The organism is Halomarina pelagica (assembly GCF_024228315.1).
Lineage (GTDB): Archaea > Halobacteriota > Halobacteria > Halobacteriales > Haloarculaceae > Halomarina > Halomarina pelagica.
In genome coordinates this window covers 2,298,942-2,317,672 of sequence record NZ_CP100454.1, presented here as the reverse complement: position 1 = coordinate 2,317,672, position 18,731 = coordinate 2,298,942, and the positions used below count along the sequence as shown (strand labels likewise).

General features: G+C 68.2%; 21 protein-coding genes. 10 read left to right on the top strand and 11 right to left on the bottom strand.

What is annotated here, in order from left to right; translation table 11 throughout:
* Nucleotides 1-3 precede the first annotated feature (3 nt).
* Nucleotides 4-453 carry a Mut7-C RNAse domain-containing protein gene (locus NKI68_RS12010; RefSeq protein WP_254543332.1) on the top strand — a complete coding sequence of 150 codons (450 nt, stop codon included), beginning with the start codon at nt 4-6 and terminating at the stop codon, nt 451-453.
* A gap of 27 nt (nt 454-480) precedes the next feature.
* On the opposite strand, the gene NKI68_RS12005 is transcribed toward NKI68_RS12010, so the two are convergent.
* From NKI68_RS12005 to lonB, 3 genes are all read right to left on the bottom strand, one after another.
* Nucleotides 481-1,437 carry a cell division protein CdpA domain-containing protein gene (locus NKI68_RS12005; protein ID WP_254543331.1) on the bottom strand — a complete coding sequence of 319 codons (957 nt, stop codon included), beginning with the start codon at nt 1,435-1,437 and terminating at the stop codon, nt 481-483.
* A gap of 88 nt (nt 1,438-1,525) precedes the next feature.
* Nucleotides 1,526-2,347: a CPBP family intramembrane glutamic endopeptidase gene (locus NKI68_RS12000; protein WP_254543329.1), complete on the bottom strand. Its 822-nt coding sequence runs from the start codon at nt 2,345-2,347 to the stop codon at nt 1,526-1,528.
* A 3-nt stretch (nt 2,348-2,350) separates the two neighbouring features.
* Nucleotides 2,351-4,369, bottom strand: a complete 2,019-nt coding sequence (gene lonB / locus NKI68_RS11995) for an ATP-dependent protease LonB (RefSeq protein ID WP_254543328.1) — start codon at nt 4,367-4,369, stop codon at nt 2,351-2,353.
* Nucleotides 4,370-4,537: 168 nt separating this feature from the next.
* Here lonB and NKI68_RS11990 point away from each other — a divergent pair, with 168 nt between their 5' ends.
* Both NKI68_RS11990 and NKI68_RS11985 read left to right on the top strand, forming a co-directional pair.
* Nucleotides 4,538-5,092 carry a nicotinamide-nucleotide adenylyltransferase gene (locus tag NKI68_RS11990; protein ID WP_254543327.1) on the top strand — a complete coding sequence of 185 codons (555 nt, stop codon included), beginning with the start codon at nt 4,538-4,540 and terminating at the stop codon, nt 5,090-5,092.
* 11 nt (nt 5,093-5,103) lie between these two features.
* A complete protein-coding gene (locus NKI68_RS11985) occupies nt 5,104-5,895 on the top strand; it encodes an SAM hydrolase/SAM-dependent halogenase family protein (protein ID WP_254543326.1) in 792 nt (263 codons plus the stop codon).
* A 95-nt stretch (nt 5,896-5,990) separates the two neighbouring features.
* On the opposite strand, the gene NKI68_RS11980 is transcribed toward NKI68_RS11985, so the two are convergent.
* The 5 genes from NKI68_RS11980 to NKI68_RS11960 form a co-directional block, all read right to left on the bottom strand.
* Nucleotides 5,991-7,310, bottom strand: coding sequence for an APC family permease (locus NKI68_RS11980; RefSeq protein ID WP_254543325.1), 1,320 nt, complete (start codon nt 7,308-7,310; stop codon nt 5,991-5,993).
* Between the two features lie 256 nt (nt 7,311-7,566).
* Nucleotides 7,567-9,144 carry a thermosome subunit alpha gene (gene thsA, locus NKI68_RS11975; RefSeq protein ID WP_254543324.1) on the bottom strand — a complete coding sequence of 526 codons (1,578 nt, stop codon included), beginning with the start codon at nt 9,142-9,144 and terminating at the stop codon, nt 7,567-7,569.
* A gap of 185 nt (nt 9,145-9,329) precedes the next feature.
* On the bottom strand, nt 9,330-10,313 hold the full coding sequence (locus NKI68_RS11970; protein ID WP_254543323.1) for a glycosyltransferase family 2 protein: 984 nt from the start codon (nt 10,311-10,313) through the stop codon (nt 9,330-9,332).
* Between the two features lie 127 nt (nt 10,314-10,440).
* The gene (locus NKI68_RS11965; RefSeq protein ID WP_254543321.1) at nt 10,441-11,145 is read right to left on the bottom strand and encodes a class I SAM-dependent methyltransferase; all 705 of its coding nucleotides are present in this window, start codon (nt 11,143-11,145) and stop codon (nt 10,441-10,443) included.
* Nucleotides 11,146-11,219: 74 nt separating this feature from the next.
* Nucleotides 11,220-11,618: a PPOX class F420-dependent oxidoreductase gene (locus tag NKI68_RS11960; RefSeq protein ID WP_254543319.1), complete on the bottom strand. Its 399-nt coding sequence runs from the start codon at nt 11,616-11,618 to the stop codon at nt 11,220-11,222.
* A gap of 210 nt (nt 11,619-11,828) precedes the next feature.
* Here NKI68_RS11960 and NKI68_RS11955 point away from each other — a divergent pair, with 210 nt between their 5' ends.
* The 5 genes from NKI68_RS11955 to NKI68_RS11935 all read left to right on the top strand — a co-directional run bounded on the left by NKI68_RS11955 (nt 11,829) and on the right by NKI68_RS11935 (nt 14,800).
* Nucleotides 11,829-12,101, top strand: a complete 273-nt coding sequence (locus NKI68_RS11955; RefSeq protein WP_254543318.1) for a MarR family transcriptional regulator — start codon at nt 11,829-11,831, stop codon at nt 12,099-12,101.
* 48 nt (nt 12,102-12,149) lie between these two features.
* A complete protein-coding gene (locus tag NKI68_RS11950) occupies nt 12,150-12,962 on the top strand; it encodes an MBL fold metallo-hydrolase (RefSeq protein WP_254543317.1) in 813 nt (270 codons plus the stop codon).
* 223 nt (nt 12,963-13,185) lie between these two features.
* Nucleotides 13,186-13,851 carry a YkgJ family cysteine cluster protein gene (locus NKI68_RS11945; RefSeq protein ID WP_254543316.1) on the top strand — a complete coding sequence of 222 codons (666 nt, stop codon included), beginning with the start codon at nt 13,186-13,188 and terminating at the stop codon, nt 13,849-13,851.
* Between the two features lie 48 nt (nt 13,852-13,899).
* Nucleotides 13,900-14,286, top strand: a complete 387-nt coding sequence (locus NKI68_RS11940) for a TRAM domain-containing protein (protein ID WP_254543314.1) — start codon at nt 13,900-13,902, stop codon at nt 14,284-14,286.
* A gap of 262 nt (nt 14,287-14,548) precedes the next feature.
* On the top strand, nt 14,549-14,800 hold the full coding sequence (locus tag NKI68_RS11935; protein ID WP_254543313.1) for a DUF7123 family protein: 252 nt from the start codon (nt 14,549-14,551) through the stop codon (nt 14,798-14,800).
* An 11-nt stretch (nt 14,801-14,811) separates the two neighbouring features.
* Here the strand turns inward: NKI68_RS11935 and NKI68_RS11930 are convergent, their stop codons facing one another.
* From NKI68_RS11930 to NKI68_RS11920, 3 genes are all read right to left on the bottom strand, one after another.
* On the bottom strand, nt 14,812-15,198 hold the full coding sequence (locus NKI68_RS11930; RefSeq protein ID WP_254543312.1) for a hypothetical protein: 387 nt from the start codon (nt 15,196-15,198) through the stop codon (nt 14,812-14,814).
* Between the two features lie 173 nt (nt 15,199-15,371).
* Nucleotides 15,372-15,986, bottom strand: a complete 615-nt coding sequence (locus tag NKI68_RS11925) for a winged helix-turn-helix transcriptional regulator (RefSeq protein ID WP_254543311.1) — start codon at nt 15,984-15,986, stop codon at nt 15,372-15,374.
* A 44-nt stretch (nt 15,987-16,030) separates the two neighbouring features.
* Nucleotides 16,031-17,245: an SPFH domain-containing protein gene (locus NKI68_RS11920; RefSeq protein ID WP_254543310.1), complete on the bottom strand. Its 1,215-nt coding sequence runs from the start codon at nt 17,243-17,245 to the stop codon at nt 16,031-16,033.
* A 450-nt stretch (nt 17,246-17,695) separates the two neighbouring features.
* On the opposite strand from NKI68_RS11920, the gene NKI68_RS11915 reads away from it, so the two are divergent.
* The gene (locus NKI68_RS11915) at nt 17,696-18,175 is read left to right on the top strand and encodes a hypothetical protein (RefSeq protein WP_254543308.1); all 480 of its coding nucleotides are present in this window, start codon (nt 17,696-17,698) and stop codon (nt 18,173-18,175) included.
* Nucleotides 18,176-18,211: 36 nt separating this feature from the next.
* Complete coding sequence (locus NKI68_RS11910) at nt 18,212-18,709, top strand: C39 family peptidase (RefSeq protein ID WP_497007287.1); 498 nt, start codon at nt 18,212-18,214, stop codon at nt 18,707-18,709.
* The last annotated feature ends 22 nt before the right edge of the window (nt 18,710-18,731 follow it).

Here is an 18,731-nt window from a genome sequence, read left to right as displayed (position 1 = left end):
ACGATGCGCCTCCGTCTCCTGCTCGACGTGATGTGCGGCGGCCTGGTGAGCTACCTCCGGATGTGCGGCCACGACGCGGCCTACGCGCTGGATCGGGGGATCGAGGACGATCGAGACCTCCTCGAACTCGCCCGCGAGGAGGACCGGACGCTCGTCACGCGGGACGTGCAACTCGCGGGGCGCGCCGGCGACGCGATCCTCGTCGAATCGCGCGACGTCCGCGAACAGCTCCGCGAACTCGTCGCGGCGGGCGTCCCGCTCGCGCTCGACGAGCGCCCCTCCGTCTGCGGGCGCTGCAACGGTCCCCTCGAACGGGTTCCGGCGGACGCGTCGACCCCCGAGTACGCCCCCGACCCGGACGGGGAGGCGGTGTGGCGCTGTTCGGCGTGCCGACAGTGCTTCTGGCGGGGGAGCCACTGGGACGACGTGCGCGCGACGCTGGAGGGGCTGTGAGGGAGGAGTAGGTAGGGACGGTGGTGCTCACCCGTTCCGTTCCCACTGCGGGCAGGGGTCCATGTCGGCCATGACCTCGTCGTGGTAGCCGCAGTAGGGGCGGAGTTCGCCGCCGGTCCTGACGTACTTGAAGTGCGTGCAACTGCCGCAGTAGACGTCCGGGGCGCTCGATCCGTCGGACTCGCCGTCGAGCAGGACGGCCCCGTCGTCCCGCTCGTCCCGCGCGTCCCGCGCGTCCGCTGAGGGGGCCCTTGCGCCCGTGTTCGCCCCCGTCCCCACGCTCGCGGAGGGCGACGAGCGGCGGGCGCTCGCGCCGCCGTCGCTCCGGTGGGCGCTCGCGCTCGCGCTCGTCCGCGTCCTCGTACTCGCGCTCCGCTCCGCACTGCCTGGATCGTTCGTCTGCGTCGCCACCTCGCCGTCGGGGGCGGCCCCGAGCAGGCCGACGCCGCCGAGACCCCCCAGTCGGGAGCGGTCGACCTCGACGACGCGCGTCTCGCCCTCCTGGGTGATCTCGAGCGTGACGGTGCCGCCGGGGTCGTTGCGCGTCTTGAAGTTGGCGACGCCGGTGAACAGACACCAGAACGTGACGATCGCGCCGAAGAAGTAGATCACGACGACCGGGAGGGCGTAGTTCGCCGCGTCGTTGACCCAGTTGTGCGGGTAGACGAGGTAGAAGAGCCCGACGCCGCAGAGCGCGATCGCCGCGCCGACGACCGCCGCGATCCTGACCCGACGGCTCGCCGGGAGCACGGAGAAGATCCCGAGGAACACCGCCGGAAGCCCGACGCCCGCGAGGACGCCCGCGACCTCCCGCTGCTGCCACCACGTCATGCCGAACAGTCCCGCCCGCGGGTCGGCCGTCGCGAACACGATGCCCCCGAGCACGAACGCCACGCCCGCGAGGAACAGGAGGACGCCGAGGTACAGCCGTCGGAGGTTGGCCCCGCCGCTGCCCCCCTCGTAGACCTCCGTGAGGCTGGTCATGGGGCGAATTCTCACGCGGCGTACAAAACTTTGCGTCAGACGCTCGTCTGACGACAGGGAGTCGTCACTGTGGGCGGCGTACGAGGCGCTACGCCGTCCACTCCACGCCGAAGTAGCCGCTCACGACGAACTCGAGCGCGTTCACCAGGTAGTGGGCGACGACGACCGCGAGCAGGCTGTTCGTGAGGACGAAGACGGCGGCGAGCACGAAGCCGAGCACCCCCGTCACGAGGATCCCGGCGCGCCCCTGCGCGCCGTGGCCGAGCGCGAACGCGACCGAGGAGAGGGCCGCGAGGAGCCACGGCGAGACGCCGAACCCCGTCGAAAATACGCCCACGAGCGCCGCCCGGAACAGCACCTCCTCGAACCCGGCGATGATGGGCAGGACGCCGACGAGCAACAGCCCCCACCCGCCGGGCGAGTCGGGGGTGAGCAGTTCGCGGAGCGTCTCGTCGGCGTCGAAGCCGAGCGCCGACGCGCCCGCCGCGCCCAGCGCGTTCGCGAGGTAGAGCGCGACCCCGACGCCGACGCCGACAGCGAGCGCCGGGAAGCCCGTGCTCAGAGGGGCGGAGGGGTCGACGCCGAGGGCGGCGAGCGGCACGCGCGTGTACCACGCGCCGGCGACGAGCGCGAGGCCGAACAGCCCCTGCGAGAGCGCGACGTTGACGAGGAGCGCGCCGGTCCCGATCCGATCGAGGTCGGTGACTGGTGCCGACGGCGCGAGCGCGCCGCCGTCCGGGAGCGACGACGGTCGGGTCGGCGGGTCGAACTCGGCGAGCGGAACGGATCCCGTAGAACGGTCGGCGCGGCGCGGTGTGTCGCGGACGGTCCCCTGGGAGAGTCGCGCCAGCGCGAGAAGGGAGAGGAGGACGACGACCGTCAGGCCGACGAACGCCGCCCAGTCGGTCACGGCTTACTGCGGGCTCGGGCTGCCGCCGTGGCCGACCTGCCGGTCGAGGGCCTGCCCGGTGATGTTCTTCAGCCGGTCGACCAGCGAGTCCTTCTCGGGTTCGCCCACGAGGGCGACCTCGAGCACCTCGCTGATGTGCCGGACCGGGATGATCTCGACCTGGTCCTTGTACTCGTCCTCGATCATCACGTCCTGCTCGTTGGCGGCGGGGATGATGACCGTGTCCAGGCCGGCCTTCGCGGCCGCCTCGATCTTGTGCGTGACGCCGCCGACCGGGAGCACGTCGCCGCGGACCGACAGGGAGCCGGTCATGGCGATGCTCTGGTCGATCGGGATGTTCTCCAGCGCGCTGATGACCGCGGTGGCCATCGTCACCGACGCGGAGTCGCCCTCGACGCCCTCGTAGGACTGGACGTACTGGATGTGGATGTCCTGCTGGGAGATGTCCTCGTCGGAGAACTTCTTGATGATCGCCGAGACGTTCTGGACCGCCTCCTGGGCGATGTCCTGCAGGTTACCCGTGGCGATGACCTCGCCCGGCCCCTGCGAGGGGGCGACCTCGGCCATGACGGGCATGACGATGCCGGAGTCCTCGCCCATGACGGCGAGCCCGTTGACGCGGCCGACGACCTCGCCCTCCGAGACGTTCAGCTCGTAGTCCTTGCGCTTCTCGATGTAGTCGTCGGCGAGCTGCTGCTCGATGGAGCGGCTGCGGCGCTTGGCGCGCAGCACGTGCTCGCGGGTGGTGAACTCCGCGTCCTCCGCTCGGGCGATGTCGCCCGCGACGCGGACCAGCCCGCCGAGGTTGCGCAGTTCGAGCGTCAGGTGGCCCTTGCGGCCGGACCGACGCTGGGCCTCGAGGATGACCTCCTCGACCGCCTCGCGGGTGAAGTGCGGCAGGCGGCCGTCCTTCTCGACCTCCTGGGCGACGAAGCGCGCGTACTTGCGGCGCATCTCGGGTTCGTCGCGGATGGTGTCGTCCATGTACACCTCGTAGCCGTAGCCCTTGATGCGCGAGCGCAGCGCCGGGTGCATGTTCTCCATGGCGTCGAGGTTCCCCGCCGCGACCATGACGAAGTCCGTCGGGACGGGTTCGGTCTGGACCATCGCGCCCGAGGAGCGCTCGGACTGGCCGGTGATGGAGAACTCGCCCTCCTGGATGGCCGTCATCAGCTTCTGCTGGCTGCGGATGTCGAGCGTGTTGATCTCGTCGACGAACAGCACGCCCTTGTTGGACTTGTGGATGGCACCGGCCTCGACGCGGTCGTGGCTCGGCGTCTCCATGCCGCCGGACTGGAACGGGTCGTGGCGGACGTCGCCGAGCAGCGCCCCGGCGTGTGCGCCCGTCGCGTCCTCGAAGGGCGCGGTCTGGTGGTCCGCGTTGTTGACCAGCAGGTTCGGGATCATCGCGTCGCTACCGCGAGAGGAGTAGCGGAACGCGAGGTAGATGACGCCCGCCGCGAGGATACCGAGGAGGACGGCCCCCTCGATGATGAGCGCGTAGCCGATGACGATCGCGATGATGATCCACATGAGGAAGCTGCGCATCTGGTTGCGCTTTCTGGCCTCCTCCTTGTGCGCCTCGACGATCTGTTCGCCCTTGCCGGCGGGGACGGTCCGGATCTTCGGCTCGTTCCCGTCGTCCGGGTTGTGATAGACGAGGACGTCCTGTAGCTCCTCGCGGGGGAGGAGCTGGCTCATCGCCTTCGCCAGCATGGACTTGCCCGTCCCCGGCGACCCGATCATCATCACGTGACGGCGCTGTTTGGCCGCCTTCAGGACGATGTCACGGGCGTGATCCTGCCCGATGACCTGATCGACCAGGCGATCGGGCACTTCGATGTCTGCCGTGCTCTCTATCCTGAGCCCCCCAAGTAAGTCGTCGGTCGACGACTCGTCGATCTCCATGTCGTCGACGACCGCCCTCCCCAGGTCGGACTCGGACTGGTCCTCCGGCTCGACCGGCACCTCGCCGGCCCCCTCTTCCACCGGAGAGACCTCGTCTGCGTTGTTATCGTTCATAGAACCGTTGCTGTCAACCGATACTGAGGGGACCTCTACTGATATACTTTCTCCCCTCCGACGAACACAGACGGCGTCGAGAACCGCCGAAATGGTCGAATTCGACCACCCCCGATCGAAACCGGGGGGACTCGTTGGGCTTATTAAACGCCCTGTTGAGAGTCAGGTATGAGCCGGGGGTTCTACATCGGGCGGTTCCAGCCGTACCACGCGGGCCACCACGCGATGGTCGAGCGGATCGCCGAGGACGTCGAGGAACTCGTCCTCGGGATTGGGAGCGCGGATCAGTCCCACACCCTCCACGACCCGTTCACCGCCGGGGAGCGCATCACCATGATCACCAAGGCCGTGAGCGCGGCCGACCTCGACATCATCACCTACGCGGTCCCGATCGAGGACCTGAACCGCAACGCCGTGTGGGTGAGCCACGTCCAGAGCATGTGCCCGGAGTTCGACGTCGCCTACTCCAACAACCCGCTCGTCGTCCGCCTGTTCGAGGAGGCGGGCATCGAGGTCCACTCCTCGCCGATGTTCCGCCGCGAGGTGCTCGAGGGATCGGAGGTCAGAGAGCGCATGATGAACGGCGACGACTGGCGCAGTCTGGTCCCCGACGCCGTCGTCGGCGTCATCGACGAGATGGACGGCGTCGGAAGACTCCGACAGGTCGGCAGCACGGACAGCAACGGCGACGGCGACGGATACGCCGAGGGGCCGAACGACTGAGGACAGATCCGATGATCACGCTGACGACCGACTTCGGAACCCCGTACCCGGCGGCGATGAAGGGCGTCGTCCTCCGGCGGACGGACGCCCGCGTCGTCGACGTGGCCCACGACCTCCCCCGGCAGGACGTGCGAACGGCCGCCTTCTGGCTCCGCGAGGTCCTGCCGTACTTCCCCCCGGCGGTCCACTGCGCCGTCGTGGACCCCGGCGTCGGGACCGAGCGGCGGGCGCTCGTCCTCCGCGCGGGCGACCACGCCCTCGTCGGCCCGGACAACGGCCTCCTCCTCCCCGCCGCGCGGCGACTGGCGGGCTACGAAGGCGATACGAGCGCTCCACCCGAGGCCCCCGCATCCGGGATCGACGCGTTCGCCTGGCGCGCGGACGACCCCGAGAGCGCGACGTTCCACGGTCGGGACGTGTTCGCCCCCGCCGCCGCCGCGGTCCACGAGGCGGGCGTCGAGGGGATCGAGGAACTCGACCGGGCGAGGCCGACGGACGAGGTCGTCGACCTGCGATTTCCCGCCCCCGACGTGCGCGACGACGGCGCGGACGGCGAGGTGCTCGTCGTGGACGGCTTCGGCAACGTCGTCACGAACGTCCCCGGCGACGCGCTCGACGGCCGGGAGGCGGTGCGCGTGAACGGCGAGTCCTACCCCGTCGCCCCGTCCTACGCCCACCGCGATCCCGGCGAGGCGCTCGTCACGGTCGGCAGCCACGGCAACGTCGAACTCGCGGTCAACCGGGGGCGCGGCGACGAGGCGTTCGGAGTCGACGTCGGCGACGCCGTCTCGCTCCGGTTCTGAGTCGGATCGCGGACGCACGCACCCTCGTCGGCGGCTCACGCCTCACCGGGCGTCGTTCTACGACGCGTGAGGACGGAGAACGACGCCGTGGTCGCTCACACCGCGTCCTCGACGCGCTCCTCGACCTCGCCCAGCTCGGCAGCCAGCGGTTCGCGTTCGAAGTAGAGCAATTCGACGACGACGACCGTCGCCGCGACGAGTACGACGGACGTGAACACCGCCGGTTCCCTCGTTGCGAGGTGCCACAGCAGGGCGACGACGGTCGCGACCGCGCCGAGGACGCCGACGGCCGGGATCAGCGCGGTGCGGGGCGACTCGCGCTGACGGAACGCGAGGTAGCTCACCGCGCCGAAGACGGTGATGAACGCGAGCGACGCGAACGAGGTGATGCCGTTGAGGCTCCCGTAGACGGTGAACGCCGCCGTGAGCGCTCCGAGGACGAGCACCGCGCGAACCGGTTGGCCGTCGCCGTCACCCTCGATCTGGTGGGGGAGCATGTCCTCCGAGACCATCCGGCCCGCGAGCCGCGAGGAACTGAACAGCGTCGCGTTGATCGCGCTGCCCGTCGAGAACACCGCCGCGAGCGCGATGAGCACGAACCCGACCTGCCCGAGGAACGGACGGGCGGCGATCGCCAGGGCGGTCTCGGGATGCTGCTGGATCGCCCCCTCGGGCGCGAGGTTCGTCGTCACGATCGCCACGAGCACGTAGATGATCGTCGCCGCGAAGATCGAGGCGAAGATCGCCCGCTTCACGGTCTCTTCGGGGTTCTCGATGCTCCCCTGGTCGAACATGAGGAGTTCCCACCCCTCGAACGCGACGAACGAGATGGCGGCCGCGATGAGCGGTCCCGCGCCGAACTGCGAGAGGCCGAGACCGAGGCTGCCGTTGGCGAGGCCGTAGTAGACGCCCCCCACGCCGAACAGCAGGAGGATGGCGACCTTCAGTCCGACGAGGAGGTCCTCCGTGCGACCGGAGGCGTGCGCACCGAGGACGTTCAGCCCGACGAACGCGCCGACGGCGGCGAGCGAGGCGAGCGGGCGAAGCGGTACGCCGAGGACCGACGCGACGCCGACGAGTTCCGAGAAGTACCCGCCGAACGCGTAGGCGTACATCGCCATCGTGCCGACGTATCCGAAGACGAACGTCCAGCCGGTCATCCCCGCGAGCTTCGTGCTTCCCGTAAACCGTTCTATGTACGTGATCGGCCCCGCGCGCTCGTCGGTGAGGGCGTTGAGCCGAACGAACGAGTACCCCGCGCAGGCGGCGATGACGCCCGCGACAACGAACGCGAACCAGGCGAGGAGTCCCGCCGTACTCGCGACCACCCCGAGGACGGCGAAGATACCGCCACCGATCATTCCCCCCACCGCCATCGAAACGGCTTCGGCAAGCCCGAGGTCGTCGGAAGACACGGTTAGGTACCCTGCTCGGAGTGACGGCCCGCAGCCCGAAAAAGGGTAGTGACGGAGAGCGACGGCGTTCGAGGCGCGCCGACTCCGGCCGGCTCGAACGCGAGGGGGGACGCCGTGCGCCCGATGGCCCTGCCGCTCTCGGCGCGGGTCGCGTGCGTTCGCGAAAAGAATCTCGAACGCGCGACGAGACGTTCGTCCGATCAGTTCGCCGCTCCTCGCGACGAACCGTGAGGTTCGCGACGAGACGCTCGCGCGATCAGTTCGCTGCGATGACGTCGTCGATGCGGACGATCATCGTCGCGGCCTCGGTGGCGGACTCGACGGCCTCGCGCTTGACCGCGGCGGGGTCGAGGATGCCGTACTCGACGGGGTCGGCGACGACGCCCGTCTGGCCCTGCGCGATGATGCCCGAGCGACCCTCGCTCTCGAACGTCGAGCGGAGTTCGACGAGCGCGTCGATGGGGTCCATGCCGGCGTTGGCGGCGAGCGTGCGTGGGAGCACGTCGACGGCGTCGGCGAACGCCTCGACGGCGAGCTGCTTGCGGCCGGTGATGCTCGCGGCCTCGCTGCGGATGTGATCGGCGATGGCGATCTCGGTCGCGCCAGCGCCGGGGACGACGCCGCCCCTGTCGAGCGCCGCCGTCACCACGTCGAGCGCGTCGGTGAGCGCGCGCTCCAGTTCGTCGGCGACGTGCTCGGTCGAGCCGCGGGCGAAGACCGTCACCGAGCGGGCCTCCGCGCCGCCCTCGACGAACGCGAGTTCGTCCTCGCCGAACTTCTCGACGCGAACGAGTTCGGCGTGGCCGAGGTCCGCCTCGTCTACGTCCTTGACGCTCCCGAGCTGCTTCGCGCCGGTCGCGCGGGCAATGGCGGTCGCCTCGTCGTCGCTCACGTCCTCGAACGCGAGGATGCCCTGCTTGGCGAGGAACGAGGCGACGCGGTCGTCGACGTCGCCCGTGACGAACGCGACGTCGATCCCGGCGTCCGCGAGCGCCTCGGCGTAGCTCCGGAGTTCGCCCTCCTCGGCGTCGAGCGCCGCGGTGAGCTGGTCGATGCTGGTGATGCTGTACTCGGCGTCGACGTTACCCTCGCGCACCTCCAGGTCGAGGTCGAGGACCGCGATGGTGGCGTCCTCGACGCGGCGGGGCATGTTCTCGTGGGCGGGCTCCTCCTCGCTGATGACGCCCGTGACGAGTTCGGTGGCGCTGGAGCCGGCACCCGTCTGCGTGCGGACGCGGATGTCGTCGCGCTCGATGCGCTCGTCGCCCTGAACGTGGCGGATCGCCTCGACCATCGTCTCCGCGAGCGGCTCGGCACCCACGTCGCCGGTGCCCTTGCCGGTCATGCTCGACTTGGCGACCTTCACGAGGAGGTCGTCGTCGAGTTCCTCGTCGAGCACCTGCTCGTCGATGGCCTCCAGCGCGAGGCGCGCGGCCTCGTTGTACCCCTCGACGATGGCCGTCGGGTGGACGTCGTCGTCGAGGAGGTCCTCCGCCTGCGCGAGTAGTTCGCCGGCCAGGACGGACGCCGTCGTGGTACCGTCGCCGACCTCCTCCTCCTGGGTGGTGGCGACCTCGACGATCATCTGGGCGGCGGGGTGCTCGATGTCCATCTTCTCCAGGATGGTGGCACCGTCGTTCGTGATGACGACGTCGCCCGAGTCGGAGACGAGCATCTTGTCCATCCCCCGCGGCCCGAGGGTCGTTCGTACCGCGTTGCTCACCGCTTTCCCGGCGGCGATGTTCGACGACTGCGCGTCCCGTCCGCGGGTGCGCTGAGTGTCCTCCGCGAGTATGAACATCGGCTGACCGCGACGCTGGAAGGATTGTGCCATAATCAGATGGGACATGGTTTGCGATTCTATATAATCGTTTCGTAGATCGCCGCCGAAATCGAGCGATGGCGTGGCATGCCATTCTATGTCGTGACCTGGGTCCCACCCCATCCGTCGTCGGACCGGTCGCGCGAGCCCCGGCGACCTCGGGGGATCGACGCCGGGCGCGATCGGGGACGTCCCCGTCAGGCGTCGCGGCGGTCGTAGACGGCGACGGCGCGGTCGCTCCGCGTCGAGAGACCGTGGGGGTTGCGCTTCGGGGATCGATCGCGCACGCGTGCGACGACCCCGGCCCGCAGTCCGGTCGCGGCCCCGGAGAGGACGTCCCGCCCGTTCCCGAACCAGCTCGACGGGCGGCTCTCGCCGCGGACCACCTCGCGGAGCGCGTCGGCGGCGTCGTCGACCGCGTGCCTGCCGACCCGCCAGCAGGACCGCACGCCGTAGTTCTTCACGAGGCGGTACGTGAGCGAGCGGTAGCGCCACGACCAGTCGCGAGTGAGTTCGCCACCGTCGGCGTAGAGGGAGGGTTCCCGGATGCCCTCTGGCTCCCCCTGCCCGTCGTAGCGGACGGCCATCCCGGGGACCCACGACACCGCGCGGTCGAGCGCGGCGAGGCGGTGGGCGGCGTCGCGGCCGCCGCCGGTCGCGAGGAACTCGTCGAACCCGTCGATGGCGTCGAGCGCCTCGCGCGTGAACGCGACGTTTCCGCCGTTGAAGTAGGTCACGCGTCGGCCGCCGAGGCGACGGCGCTCGACCGCCTCGCTGGCGACGCCGCCGCCGGGGAGCGCGCGGCGGGTCGGACCGGTGACGACCGCCGGCACGTCGGGTCCGTGACCGCTGGCGCGGTGGGCGCTCGCGGGCCCGGCCAGCGCGCCGACGAGCGCCTCGTACCACCCCGGCTGGACGGTCACCGAGTAATCGAGGAAGGCGACCGCGTCGCCCGTCGATCGGTCGATGCCGGCGTTCCGGGCGACGTCGATGTTCCGCTCGTCGATCTCGACCAGCACGTCCACGTCGTCGCGCGCTCTGACGGTCCCGGTGGTGCCGTCGACGCTCGGACCGTTGACGACGACGACCTCCGCCTCGGGTGCGTGCTCGGCGAGGGAGTCGAGACAGCGCACCAGGTGCTCTCGGCCGTTGAGCGTCGGGACGACTACCGAGAGCTGCATACTCGTACGTGCCGCTCCCGAGCGGTAAAAAGCCCCCCTACTCGGCCCGTTCGCCGATCGTCGGTCGCTCGGCGGTCGTCGGGGACCGCTCGGCGGTCACCCGGGGAAACTCGGCGCTCGCCCGCCCTCACTCGACGCGCGCGTCCCAGTAGGAGACCGACGCCAGCGCCCCCGCGGGCGAGTCGCCGAGCGAGACCTCCGCGTCGCGGAACCACCGGGCGACGTCGTTCGGGATCGAGCGATAGAAGCCGTAGGGGAGGACGAAGTCGTGGTCCTCGTCGTCGAGGCGCAGGCCCGCGCCGTGGAGCAGGCGCAGGACCTCGCTCTCGGCGTAGAGGCGCGATCCCATCGGGAGCAACCAGTTGTAGACGGTCCGCAGGCTCGCCCGGTTGAACGTGTCGAAGAACACCTGATCGCGCGAGACGCGGCACATCTCGCTCAGGAACGACGCCGGGGTGTCCGCCAGGTGGAAGAAGCGCATCGCGAAGACGGAGTCGAAGTAGTCGTCCGGAAAGGGGAGGCGGGCGGCGTCCCCGCGGATGAACTGGAGGTGGTCCGCGACGCCCGCTCGCTGCGCTCGCTCGCGCCCCTGCCGGAGCATGGCGGCGGAGATGTCGATGCCGACGATGTCCGCTCCGCGCTCGGCGAGCATGACGGTGAACCGGCCGGTACCGCAGGCGATCTCGAGGACGCGTTTGCCTTCGGCCGGCGCGACGGCGTCGAGGACGGCCTGCTTCTCGCGCTCGTCGATGAGCCGGCCGCCCTGCGAGAACCGCTTCGTGTCGTACTCCTCGGCGACGTCGGCGGCCTGGTACCACTCCTGACCTTTCACGCTATCCGGAAGGACCCGGGCGAGCAATAAAACGATACTGGATTAGGAGGAACGCGCCCCGAAGGGGACCGCACCTACGAGGTCGCCACGTGCTCCGTCGCGATCCGGAGGACGACCCGCGCGCCCGACTCCTCCCCCCGGTTGGGGTACTCGTCGACGCCCATGTACCGCTTCGCGAGTTCGTCGATGTGGTCGTCGGCACCCTCCTCCTGGAGGTCGGTGACGCGGCCGCGCACCGAGACGAACCGGTAGGGCTCGTCCGGGTCGACCAGGCTCACCCCCACCTTCGGGTCCCGGCTGACGTTCCGCTCCTTCAGTCGCCCGCGAGCCGTGTTCACGAGCAACTCTCCGCTGTCCGCGTCGTAGTCCACCCACACCGGCGTCACCTGCGGCGTCCCATCTGGCATGACGGTGGCGAGATGCGCGAACGTCCGCTTCTCGAAGAGGTCGTGGAACTCGTCGGGTATCGCCATACCACCACTACTCGGGCGAGCGGCAAAGCCGTGTGGGTCAACTCCCCTGCCGTAAACGGCGGCCCCCCGCTCGAACCAGGTGGCGACGCCCGCGGGACGGTCGTGTCACTCAACGATGTATAAGGGTGATATGAACACATAGGATAGTCAGTATTGTTTTGTTCACCCTATAGCGAAGGTTTACGGTATGTTTTGCCGGACGGATGAGACATGAGTACACGTGTGGAGAAGCAGGCGGCGGAGACACCCCTGTCGAATCCCGATTTCAGAGAGCGCCTGCGCGAACTCCCGCCGAGCGCGAAACTCGTCGCGAAGGTCCTGGAGGACCAGGCACCGATGTCCCAGGGCGAACTCGCCGAGGACTCGCTGCTCCCCGACCGAACCGTCCGCTACGCGCTGAATCGACTCGCCGAGGCCGACCTCGTGGAGTCGCGCTACAGCTTCCGCGACGCCCGCAAGCAGGTGTACTTCCTCATCGAGTAAGCCGCGCCCGTCGCACAGCGTTTTGTCACCCACGAACCTACGACAGACATGACCATCCACTCGTGGGCCGGGCCGATAGCGGTCACCGTGCGGACCGCCGCGCCCTCCGGCGCGACCAACGCCTACGTCGTCGACGACCGTGACGCCCTCCTCGTCGACCCGGCCGCCCGGCACGAGGACCTCGAGCACATCCTCGCGAGCTTCGACGTCGGCCACGTCGCCGTCACCCACCACCACCCCGACCACGTCGGGGCCGTCGCGCACGCCGCGGAGCGGACCGGCGCGACCGTCTGGGCGCGGGGGGGCCGCGAGGCGGACTTCGAGCGCGCGACGGGCGTCGCGCCCGACCGGACGTTCCGCGAGGGGACGAGGATCGAGACGGGCGACGGCGCGGTGACGGTCCTCGACCTGCCCGGTCACGCCCCCGAGCACGTCGGGTTCGCGTTCGAGACGGCGATGGGCGACCACCTGCTCTGTGGCGACCTCGCCGTCGCGGAGGGGAGCGTCGCGGTGGGCGCGCCCGAGGGGGACCTGCGCGCCTACCTCGCGAGCCTCCGGCGCGTCCACGCCCGCGCGCCCCACCGACTCCTCCCCGGCCACGGACCGCTGATCGAGGGCGCGCGCGAGGTCCGCGCCGTCGCCCGACGGCTCCTGGATCACCGCCGCGAGCGCGAGGCGCGCGTCCTCGCCGCCGTGCGCGGGGGAGCCGGAACGGTCCCCGCGGTCACCGACGCCGCCTACGAGAAGGACGTCGCCGCCGTCCGCGCGCTCGCGGAGGCCACCGTCAGCGCCCACCTCGAGAAGCTGGCCGTCGAGGAATGGATTACGTGGGACGGCGAACGGGCGACGACAGTCGAGTGAACTGTACCCCTGGCGGACTGAAAGGGCGAGCGGTCTGGGCGAAGCACGGCGACGTAAGCACTGCAACGAGGCCGGAGGCCGAGTGAAGCGCGCAGCGAGCCGCGCGAGTCCAGACTGCGAGGGCTTTCGAGGCCTTTGTGTCGGCACGGTTACCAGAGCACACCTATGGGTACGCCTGCCGGCGAACACGCCCCTTATCCCGCTGCGTCCGCACGGTCACGACATGGAGTCGCTCGAAGCCGAACTGGAGCGCGCCCGCGACCTCGAGGTCGCCGACCTCGCGGACGCGATCGAGTCGATCGGCTTCGAGTGCACCCGCTGCGGCGCGTGCTGCACCGCGGAGGAGGCGGACGACGGCGGGACCGACCCGCACACGGCGACCGTCTTCCCCGACGAGGTGCGGGCGCTGCGGGAGGCGACCGGCGAGCCGTGGCGCGACGTGGCCCGCCCGACGCCCTTCGGCCTGCGCGAGGGCGACGACGGGCCGGAGGGCGAGACCTTCGAGTGGGCGCTCCGGACCGACGCCTGCGGGGACTGCGTCTTCTATCGCGAGTCCGACGGCGTCGGCGCGTGCGCGGTCCACCCGGACCGGCCGCTCATCTGCCGGACCTATCCCTTCAGCGTCGCGCTCGCCGGGACGAGCCAGCCGATGGGCGAGGCGGTCGACGAGCGGGGGATCGTCCGCGCCCACGAGTGCGAGGGGCTGGGTCGAGACATCGACCGGGAGGACGCGGAGGAGCTGGCCGCCGCGCTGCGGGAGCGCGCGGTGCGCGAACTGGAGGAGGCCATCGCCGTCCGCGACGCCTACGAACCCGCCCACCCCGCGCCCGGGGAGGTCGTCGTCCACGACTCGGAGGGGGCAAAGCGACCCGACGGGACGCCCCGCTGAGCGAGTAAGGGCTTTGGTGCTCGGCGCAGATTGCCCGTGCAGAGGCCTATGGAAATCTCAGAAAAGCTCCTCTGTCTGTTTAGTGCGGACGTCACCGCCGAGGGCGACCGCTACACGGTCGAGGTCCCCCGTCGCGAGATCGACACCGGCTCCATCGAACCCGGAGAGACCTACCGCGTCGCGCTCATCGCCACCGGCGAGCAACTCGAGAAGGGCGAGTCCGGCGGTCGACCGCCGAGCGAACCCCAACCGCCCGTCGAGGTGGGCGAGATACGCTACGTCGAGATCGAGGACATCGGCAAGCAGGGCGACGGCATCGCCCGCGTCGAGCGCGGCTACGTCATCATCGTCCCCGGGGCGGACATCGGCGAGCGCGTCAAGGTCGAGATCAGCGAGGTGAAGTCCAACTTCGCCGTCGGCGACGTCATCGAGTGACCGCACGGGCGACGGCGTCGAAACTCCCGGGCGTTTATGCGGGAGCGTGCGAACAGCGACGCCCACCCCGCCCGCGGACACCCCCCACGCCGACGACTGCGCCCTCCGCGCCGTTTCCCGCGCGTACCAGGTCCCCGGGGTCGACGCCGTCGTAGTCGGGACCGTGACCCTCCCGCCGCGGGGAAAACCACCGGACAGAGGGCCGTTAGCCCATCGTACCAAATCCACTATACCTGGATAGTCCGTCTCTGGAAACACGAGCATGAGCACGAGCGTGAGTGCGACGGGGACCTACGCGGAGACGGACCTCACGGAGAAGCAGCGGCGCATCGAGCGGTTCCTGCGCGAGAACGCGGGGACGAAGACCTACTTCAAGTCGCGGCTCATCGGCGACGAACTCGGGATGAGCGCGAAGGAGGTCGGCGCGAACATGCGCGCCGTCCAGCAGCACTCGACGCTGTCGGTCGAGAAGTGGGGCTACTCCTCGGGCACCACCTGGAAGGTCAGCGTCTGAGGTCGATCTCCCTACGCCGACCTCGACCCCGTCCGACGCCGAAAGTCCACCGCGTAGCCGAGCAGCAGGAACGCCACCGCGACGCTTACCGCGACGACGAACGAGACGTGCGACTCCTGTCGGTGGAGATCGGCGTTGAAGACGATCCCCGTCCCGATGCCGCCGCCGATAGTCAGGAGCGCGCACGCGAAGCCGAGTTCCCAGACCGCCGCTTCGAGTTTTCCCCCGACGCCGGAGGTCGCGTCCATCGCCCGATGGACCTGATAGAGGACGACGAACGCGGGGACCGCTATCACGAGCGCGAGGAGCGCCTGCTCGGTCGCCGACCCGGCGACCGTCGCGGCCAGGAGTAAACCGATAAGCAGGGCGATACTGGCCTTGCCCGTGTGGTTGGTCATCGTACGAATTCTGATACAGGTCTGACCCCAAGAGTAATAGATTCATCGACAGGAACGCCGCAGAGCGCCCCGCTTCCGGGACGCAGTCTCGATCGATTTCAGCGGATCGACTTCGGCGAATTGACTTCAGCGGATCGGCTTCCGGGGAGAGAACGCCGTCGGGTCGGGTCGGCTCACCGCGGGTCGTACCGGACCAGCGAGTCCGCCTCGCCCGCCAGCGCGACCGCGTCCTCGCCGAAGGAGTCGGCGTGGCGGACGAGCAGCGTCAGCACCGTCTCGGGGCGCACCACCGCGTAGCCGTCGGTGCGGTCGAGCAGGCCCGCGCCCTCCAGTTCCTTCGCGTACTTGCTCACGGTGGGCCGGGAGACGCCGAGTCCGTCGGCGAGCGCGCTCGCCGTCGCGTCGGGATCGCGCAGCAGCGCGATGAGCATGCCGCGGGGCGTCTCGCGCCGGAGGTAGCCGAGCGCCGTCCGCTCGAAGCGGGAGAACCGCCGCGCCGGGACGTACCGGCGGTACTCGCCGTCGCGGAAGCTCTCGATCGCGCCCGCCTCGACCAGCCGTCGGAGGTGATGCTGGGTCTCGCCGGTCCCGAGCGAGAGGTCGTCGCGGATCTTCGAGAAGTGCGCGCCGGGCGTCGTCGAGAGGTAGCCCGCGATCGCGTCGCGCGCGTCGCTCTGCGCGTCCGTGTCCGCGAGGCGCGCGAGCGGAGCGACGGCTCCGAGCGCCGCGAACCGCCGCAACGTCGCCCGCTTTTCCTCGTCGACGCTCCCACTCGGCTGGTCGCTCACGGCAGTCGATACGACGGAGGGAGGTAAAATCGCTTCGGGTAGACTTATTGCGTCTCGGGTTCCCGGACGCTCTCCTCGTCGGACGCATCGCCGGCGGACGCTCCACCGGTGGACTCGGAATCGGCCGCGTTCGTCTCGGCGTCCATCTCCGCGTCCATCTCCTCGATGACCTCGTCGGGGTCCTTGATGTCGGCCGTGTCGGCCCCGGCCTTGATCGCCTGGGCCTCCTGTTCCATCTGCTCGACGTCCATCTCGGCGGCCTCGTCGATCTCGCCGATGATGCGCTCGATGTCGTCCAGTCCGAGCATCTCGCGGGTCTCCTCGTCGAACTCGAGGCTGTCGAGGACGCTCCCGTCCGCCTGCACGTCGCTGCCGGTGAGGTGCTTGCCGTAGCGCCCCACGAGCGAGGTGAGTTCCTGCGGGAGGACGAACGTCGTGGACTCGCCCTCGCCGATGGCCTGGAGCGTCTCCATGCCCTTCTCGATGATGGCGCGCTCGCCCATCGACTCGGCGGACTTCGCCCGGAGGACGGTCGAGATCGCGTCGCCCTGCGCCTCGAGGATCTGGCTCTGTTTCTCCCCCTGCGCACGGATGATGTTCGACTGCTTCTCTCCCTCCGCCGTCTCGACGGCGCTGCGGCGTTCGCCCTGCGCCTCGAGGATCATGGCGCGGCGGCGGCGCTCGGCGGCGGTCTGCTGCTCCATCGCCTGCTGGACGTCGGCGCTGGGGTTGACCTCGCGCACCTCGACCGACTCGACGCGCACGCCCCACTCGTCGGTCGGCTCGTCGAGTTCCTTGCGGATGCGCGCGTTGATCTCCTGGCGCTTGTTGAGCGTCTCGTCGAGTTCCATGTCGCCGAGCACCGCCCGGAGGGTGGTCTGCGCCAGGTTCGAGACGGCGCGCTTGTAGTCGTCAACCTCGAGGAAGGCCTTCTTCGCGTCCATCACCTTGATGTAGACGACGGCGTCCGCGGTGACGGGCGAGTTGTCGCGCGTGATGGCCTCCTGGCGCGGCACGTCCAGCGTCTGCGTCCGCATGTCGAAGGGGTACGTCCGCGAGACGAACGGCGGGACGAAGTTGATGCCCGGTTCGAGGAGTTTGCGGTACTCGCCGAAGACGGTGAGCGCGCGCTTCTCGTAGGCGTTCACGATCTCGACGGCCTGCCACACCGCGACGATCGCGATGAGCAGCAACACCAGCGCCACGAGCGACACCAGCGCGCCCTCGAAACCGACCTGCAACACGATTGCGGGGAGCATACTCGGACCTTGGCATGTCACTGATAAAAGGATTCGCACTGGGTCAACCACTTTCAATTAAAGACAAAAGAAGGGCATCTCGCACACTGCAGAACTCTCTTCTGTATCACGTAAACTATCCTTCATAGCTTCTACCGATAGGTCAAACATCTCTACCAGAGAGTTAGTTATGTTTATATATTATTATGAAGAAGACACTATTGGATACCAATCAAAGGTCTCCAGCTTAATCGTCGTAGCGTTCTCAAAGCTATCGGAACAACTGGGCTCGCCAGTACAGCCTCTGGCCTCGCACTCGGAGCCTCTGGCTTGAACTCACGTAGTCACGAAGATAGAGTTAGGAAGGGAACTGCGAAGCAGGCAGTCCGGACAAAGGTCCGTGAACTTGTGGCTGATCCTCGTTTCGCGTCATGGGAGGGTGCAACAGTAGGAAAATCGACTACATTCGTCATGAAGAATGCTGGAAAGGGTCCTAAGTACATCTCAAGTGCGTATGTCTTTCCTCTTAAGAAGAGCAACGAATTTGTCGGTTACGTCACGGCCGCTGCCCGATCAGATTGGGCCCCGATTCTCGAATATAGTAGGGCTACACCTCCCAATGCATTGGTTCAATCAACGCGCAACGTCGCCCAACAGCAGGGATTCACAGTAAGCGGAAATCTCCTATATCACGGTGGCGTGAAGTACGGTCTCGAACTCGCGGAGGGGAAAGCAATGAATCTTCGTAACAAACAGCCCCAAACCGTCGGGAATGGCATCTCGCCGGTAGCAATGTCATTTGATAATGATCATGTAATAGATGAATGGAGAACACTAACCAGTTCCGAGGACAATACTGATCACTCAGGCTCCACCGACAGCATCTCTCCCACCGATATCATCAACCCAGGTGGCAGTGACTCAGACACGATCTATGGAGTTCCAGCTTAGACAGAAACCGACAAGGGCAACGCTAGCCGGACATATGTGGGAACGGGTCCAGATACCTGGGGCCGATGGGACGGCTGCAGTCCTATCGCTGGATCGATGATCATCGGATTTCACGAAGGCGTCAGTGAAGGAGATGCAGACGCACGTGAATCCATCATTGACCAACTCCATATCACAATGGATACTGACAATGATTCAGAAGGGGCAACCGATCCTTGGAAGATCGATGATGGGTTCGACAATTACATCTGGGGAACGAAAAACTATAACGGGTCTAACATCTATGCGTGGAATCATCCGGACTTTACGCTGGCAGAGATCAGCATCAATAATCGTCCGTTCCTTCTCAATATGACGAACGGCGGAACGGCGCAAGACCGCAGCAACCCGTATGGGAACCATACAACTACCGTCATTGGATATCGTGAGGGCGGAGAAGTGTTCGAACTCTATGACACCTACGACAGCCAATCACACTATCTTACGTGGGGGAGTTGGACTGCCTGTTCCTACACAAAAGTAACGACCTCATAGACACATTTCATCTATCTCTTCA

Bases quoted from the DNA above. Each gene is read 5' to 3' on its own strand.
- NKI68_RS12010 (WP_254543332.1), top strand. From the start codon at position 4: ATGCGCCTCCGTCTCCTGCTCGACGTGATGTGCGGCGGCCTGGTGAGC.
- NKI68_RS12005 (WP_254543331.1), bottom strand. From the start codon at position 1,437: ATGACCAGCCTCACGGAGGTCTACGAGGGGGGCAGCGGCGGGGCCAAC.
- lonB (WP_254543328.1), bottom strand. From the start codon at position 4,369: ATGAACGATAACAACGCAGACGAGGTCTCTCCGGTGGAAGAGGGGGCC.
- NKI68_RS11990 (WP_254543327.1), top strand. From the start codon at position 4,538: ATGAGCCGGGGGTTCTACATCGGGCGGTTCCAGCCGTACCACGCGGGC.
- NKI68_RS11985 (WP_254543326.1), top strand. From the start codon at position 5,104: ATGATCACGCTGACGACCGACTTCGGAACCCCGTACCCGGCGGCGATG.
- thsA (WP_254543324.1), bottom strand. From the start codon at position 9,144: ATGGCACAATCCTTCCAGCGTCGCGGTCAGCCGATGTTCATACTCGCG.
- NKI68_RS11970 (WP_254543323.1), bottom strand. From the start codon at position 10,313: ATGCAGCTCTCGGTAGTCGTCCCGACGCTCAACGGCCGAGAGCACCTG.
- NKI68_RS11960 (WP_254543319.1), bottom strand. From the start codon at position 11,618: ATGGCGATACCCGACGAGTTCCACGACCTCTTCGAGAAGCGGACGTTC.
- NKI68_RS11955 (WP_254543318.1), top strand. From the start codon at position 11,829: ATGAGTACACGTGTGGAGAAGCAGGCGGCGGAGACACCCCTGTCGAAT.
- NKI68_RS11950 (WP_254543317.1), top strand. From the start codon at position 12,150: ATGACCATCCACTCGTGGGCCGGGCCGATAGCGGTCACCGTGCGGACC.
- NKI68_RS11945 (WP_254543316.1), top strand. From the start codon at position 13,186: ATGGAGTCGCTCGAAGCCGAACTGGAGCGCGCCCGCGACCTCGAGGTC.
- NKI68_RS11940 (WP_254543314.1), top strand. From the start codon at position 13,900: ATGGAAATCTCAGAAAAGCTCCTCTGTCTGTTTAGTGCGGACGTCACC.
- NKI68_RS11935 (WP_254543313.1), top strand. From the start codon at position 14,549: ATGAGCACGAGCGTGAGTGCGACGGGGACCTACGCGGAGACGGACCTC.
- NKI68_RS11930 (WP_254543312.1), bottom strand. From the start codon at position 15,198: ATGACCAACCACACGGGCAAGGCCAGTATCGCCCTGCTTATCGGTTTA.
- NKI68_RS11920 (WP_254543310.1), bottom strand. From the start codon at position 17,245: ATGCTCCCCGCAATCGTGTTGCAGGTCGGTTTCGAGGGCGCGCTGGTG.
- NKI68_RS11915 (WP_254543308.1), top strand. From the start codon at position 17,696: ATGAAGAATGCTGGAAAGGGTCCTAAGTACATCTCAAGTGCGTATGTC.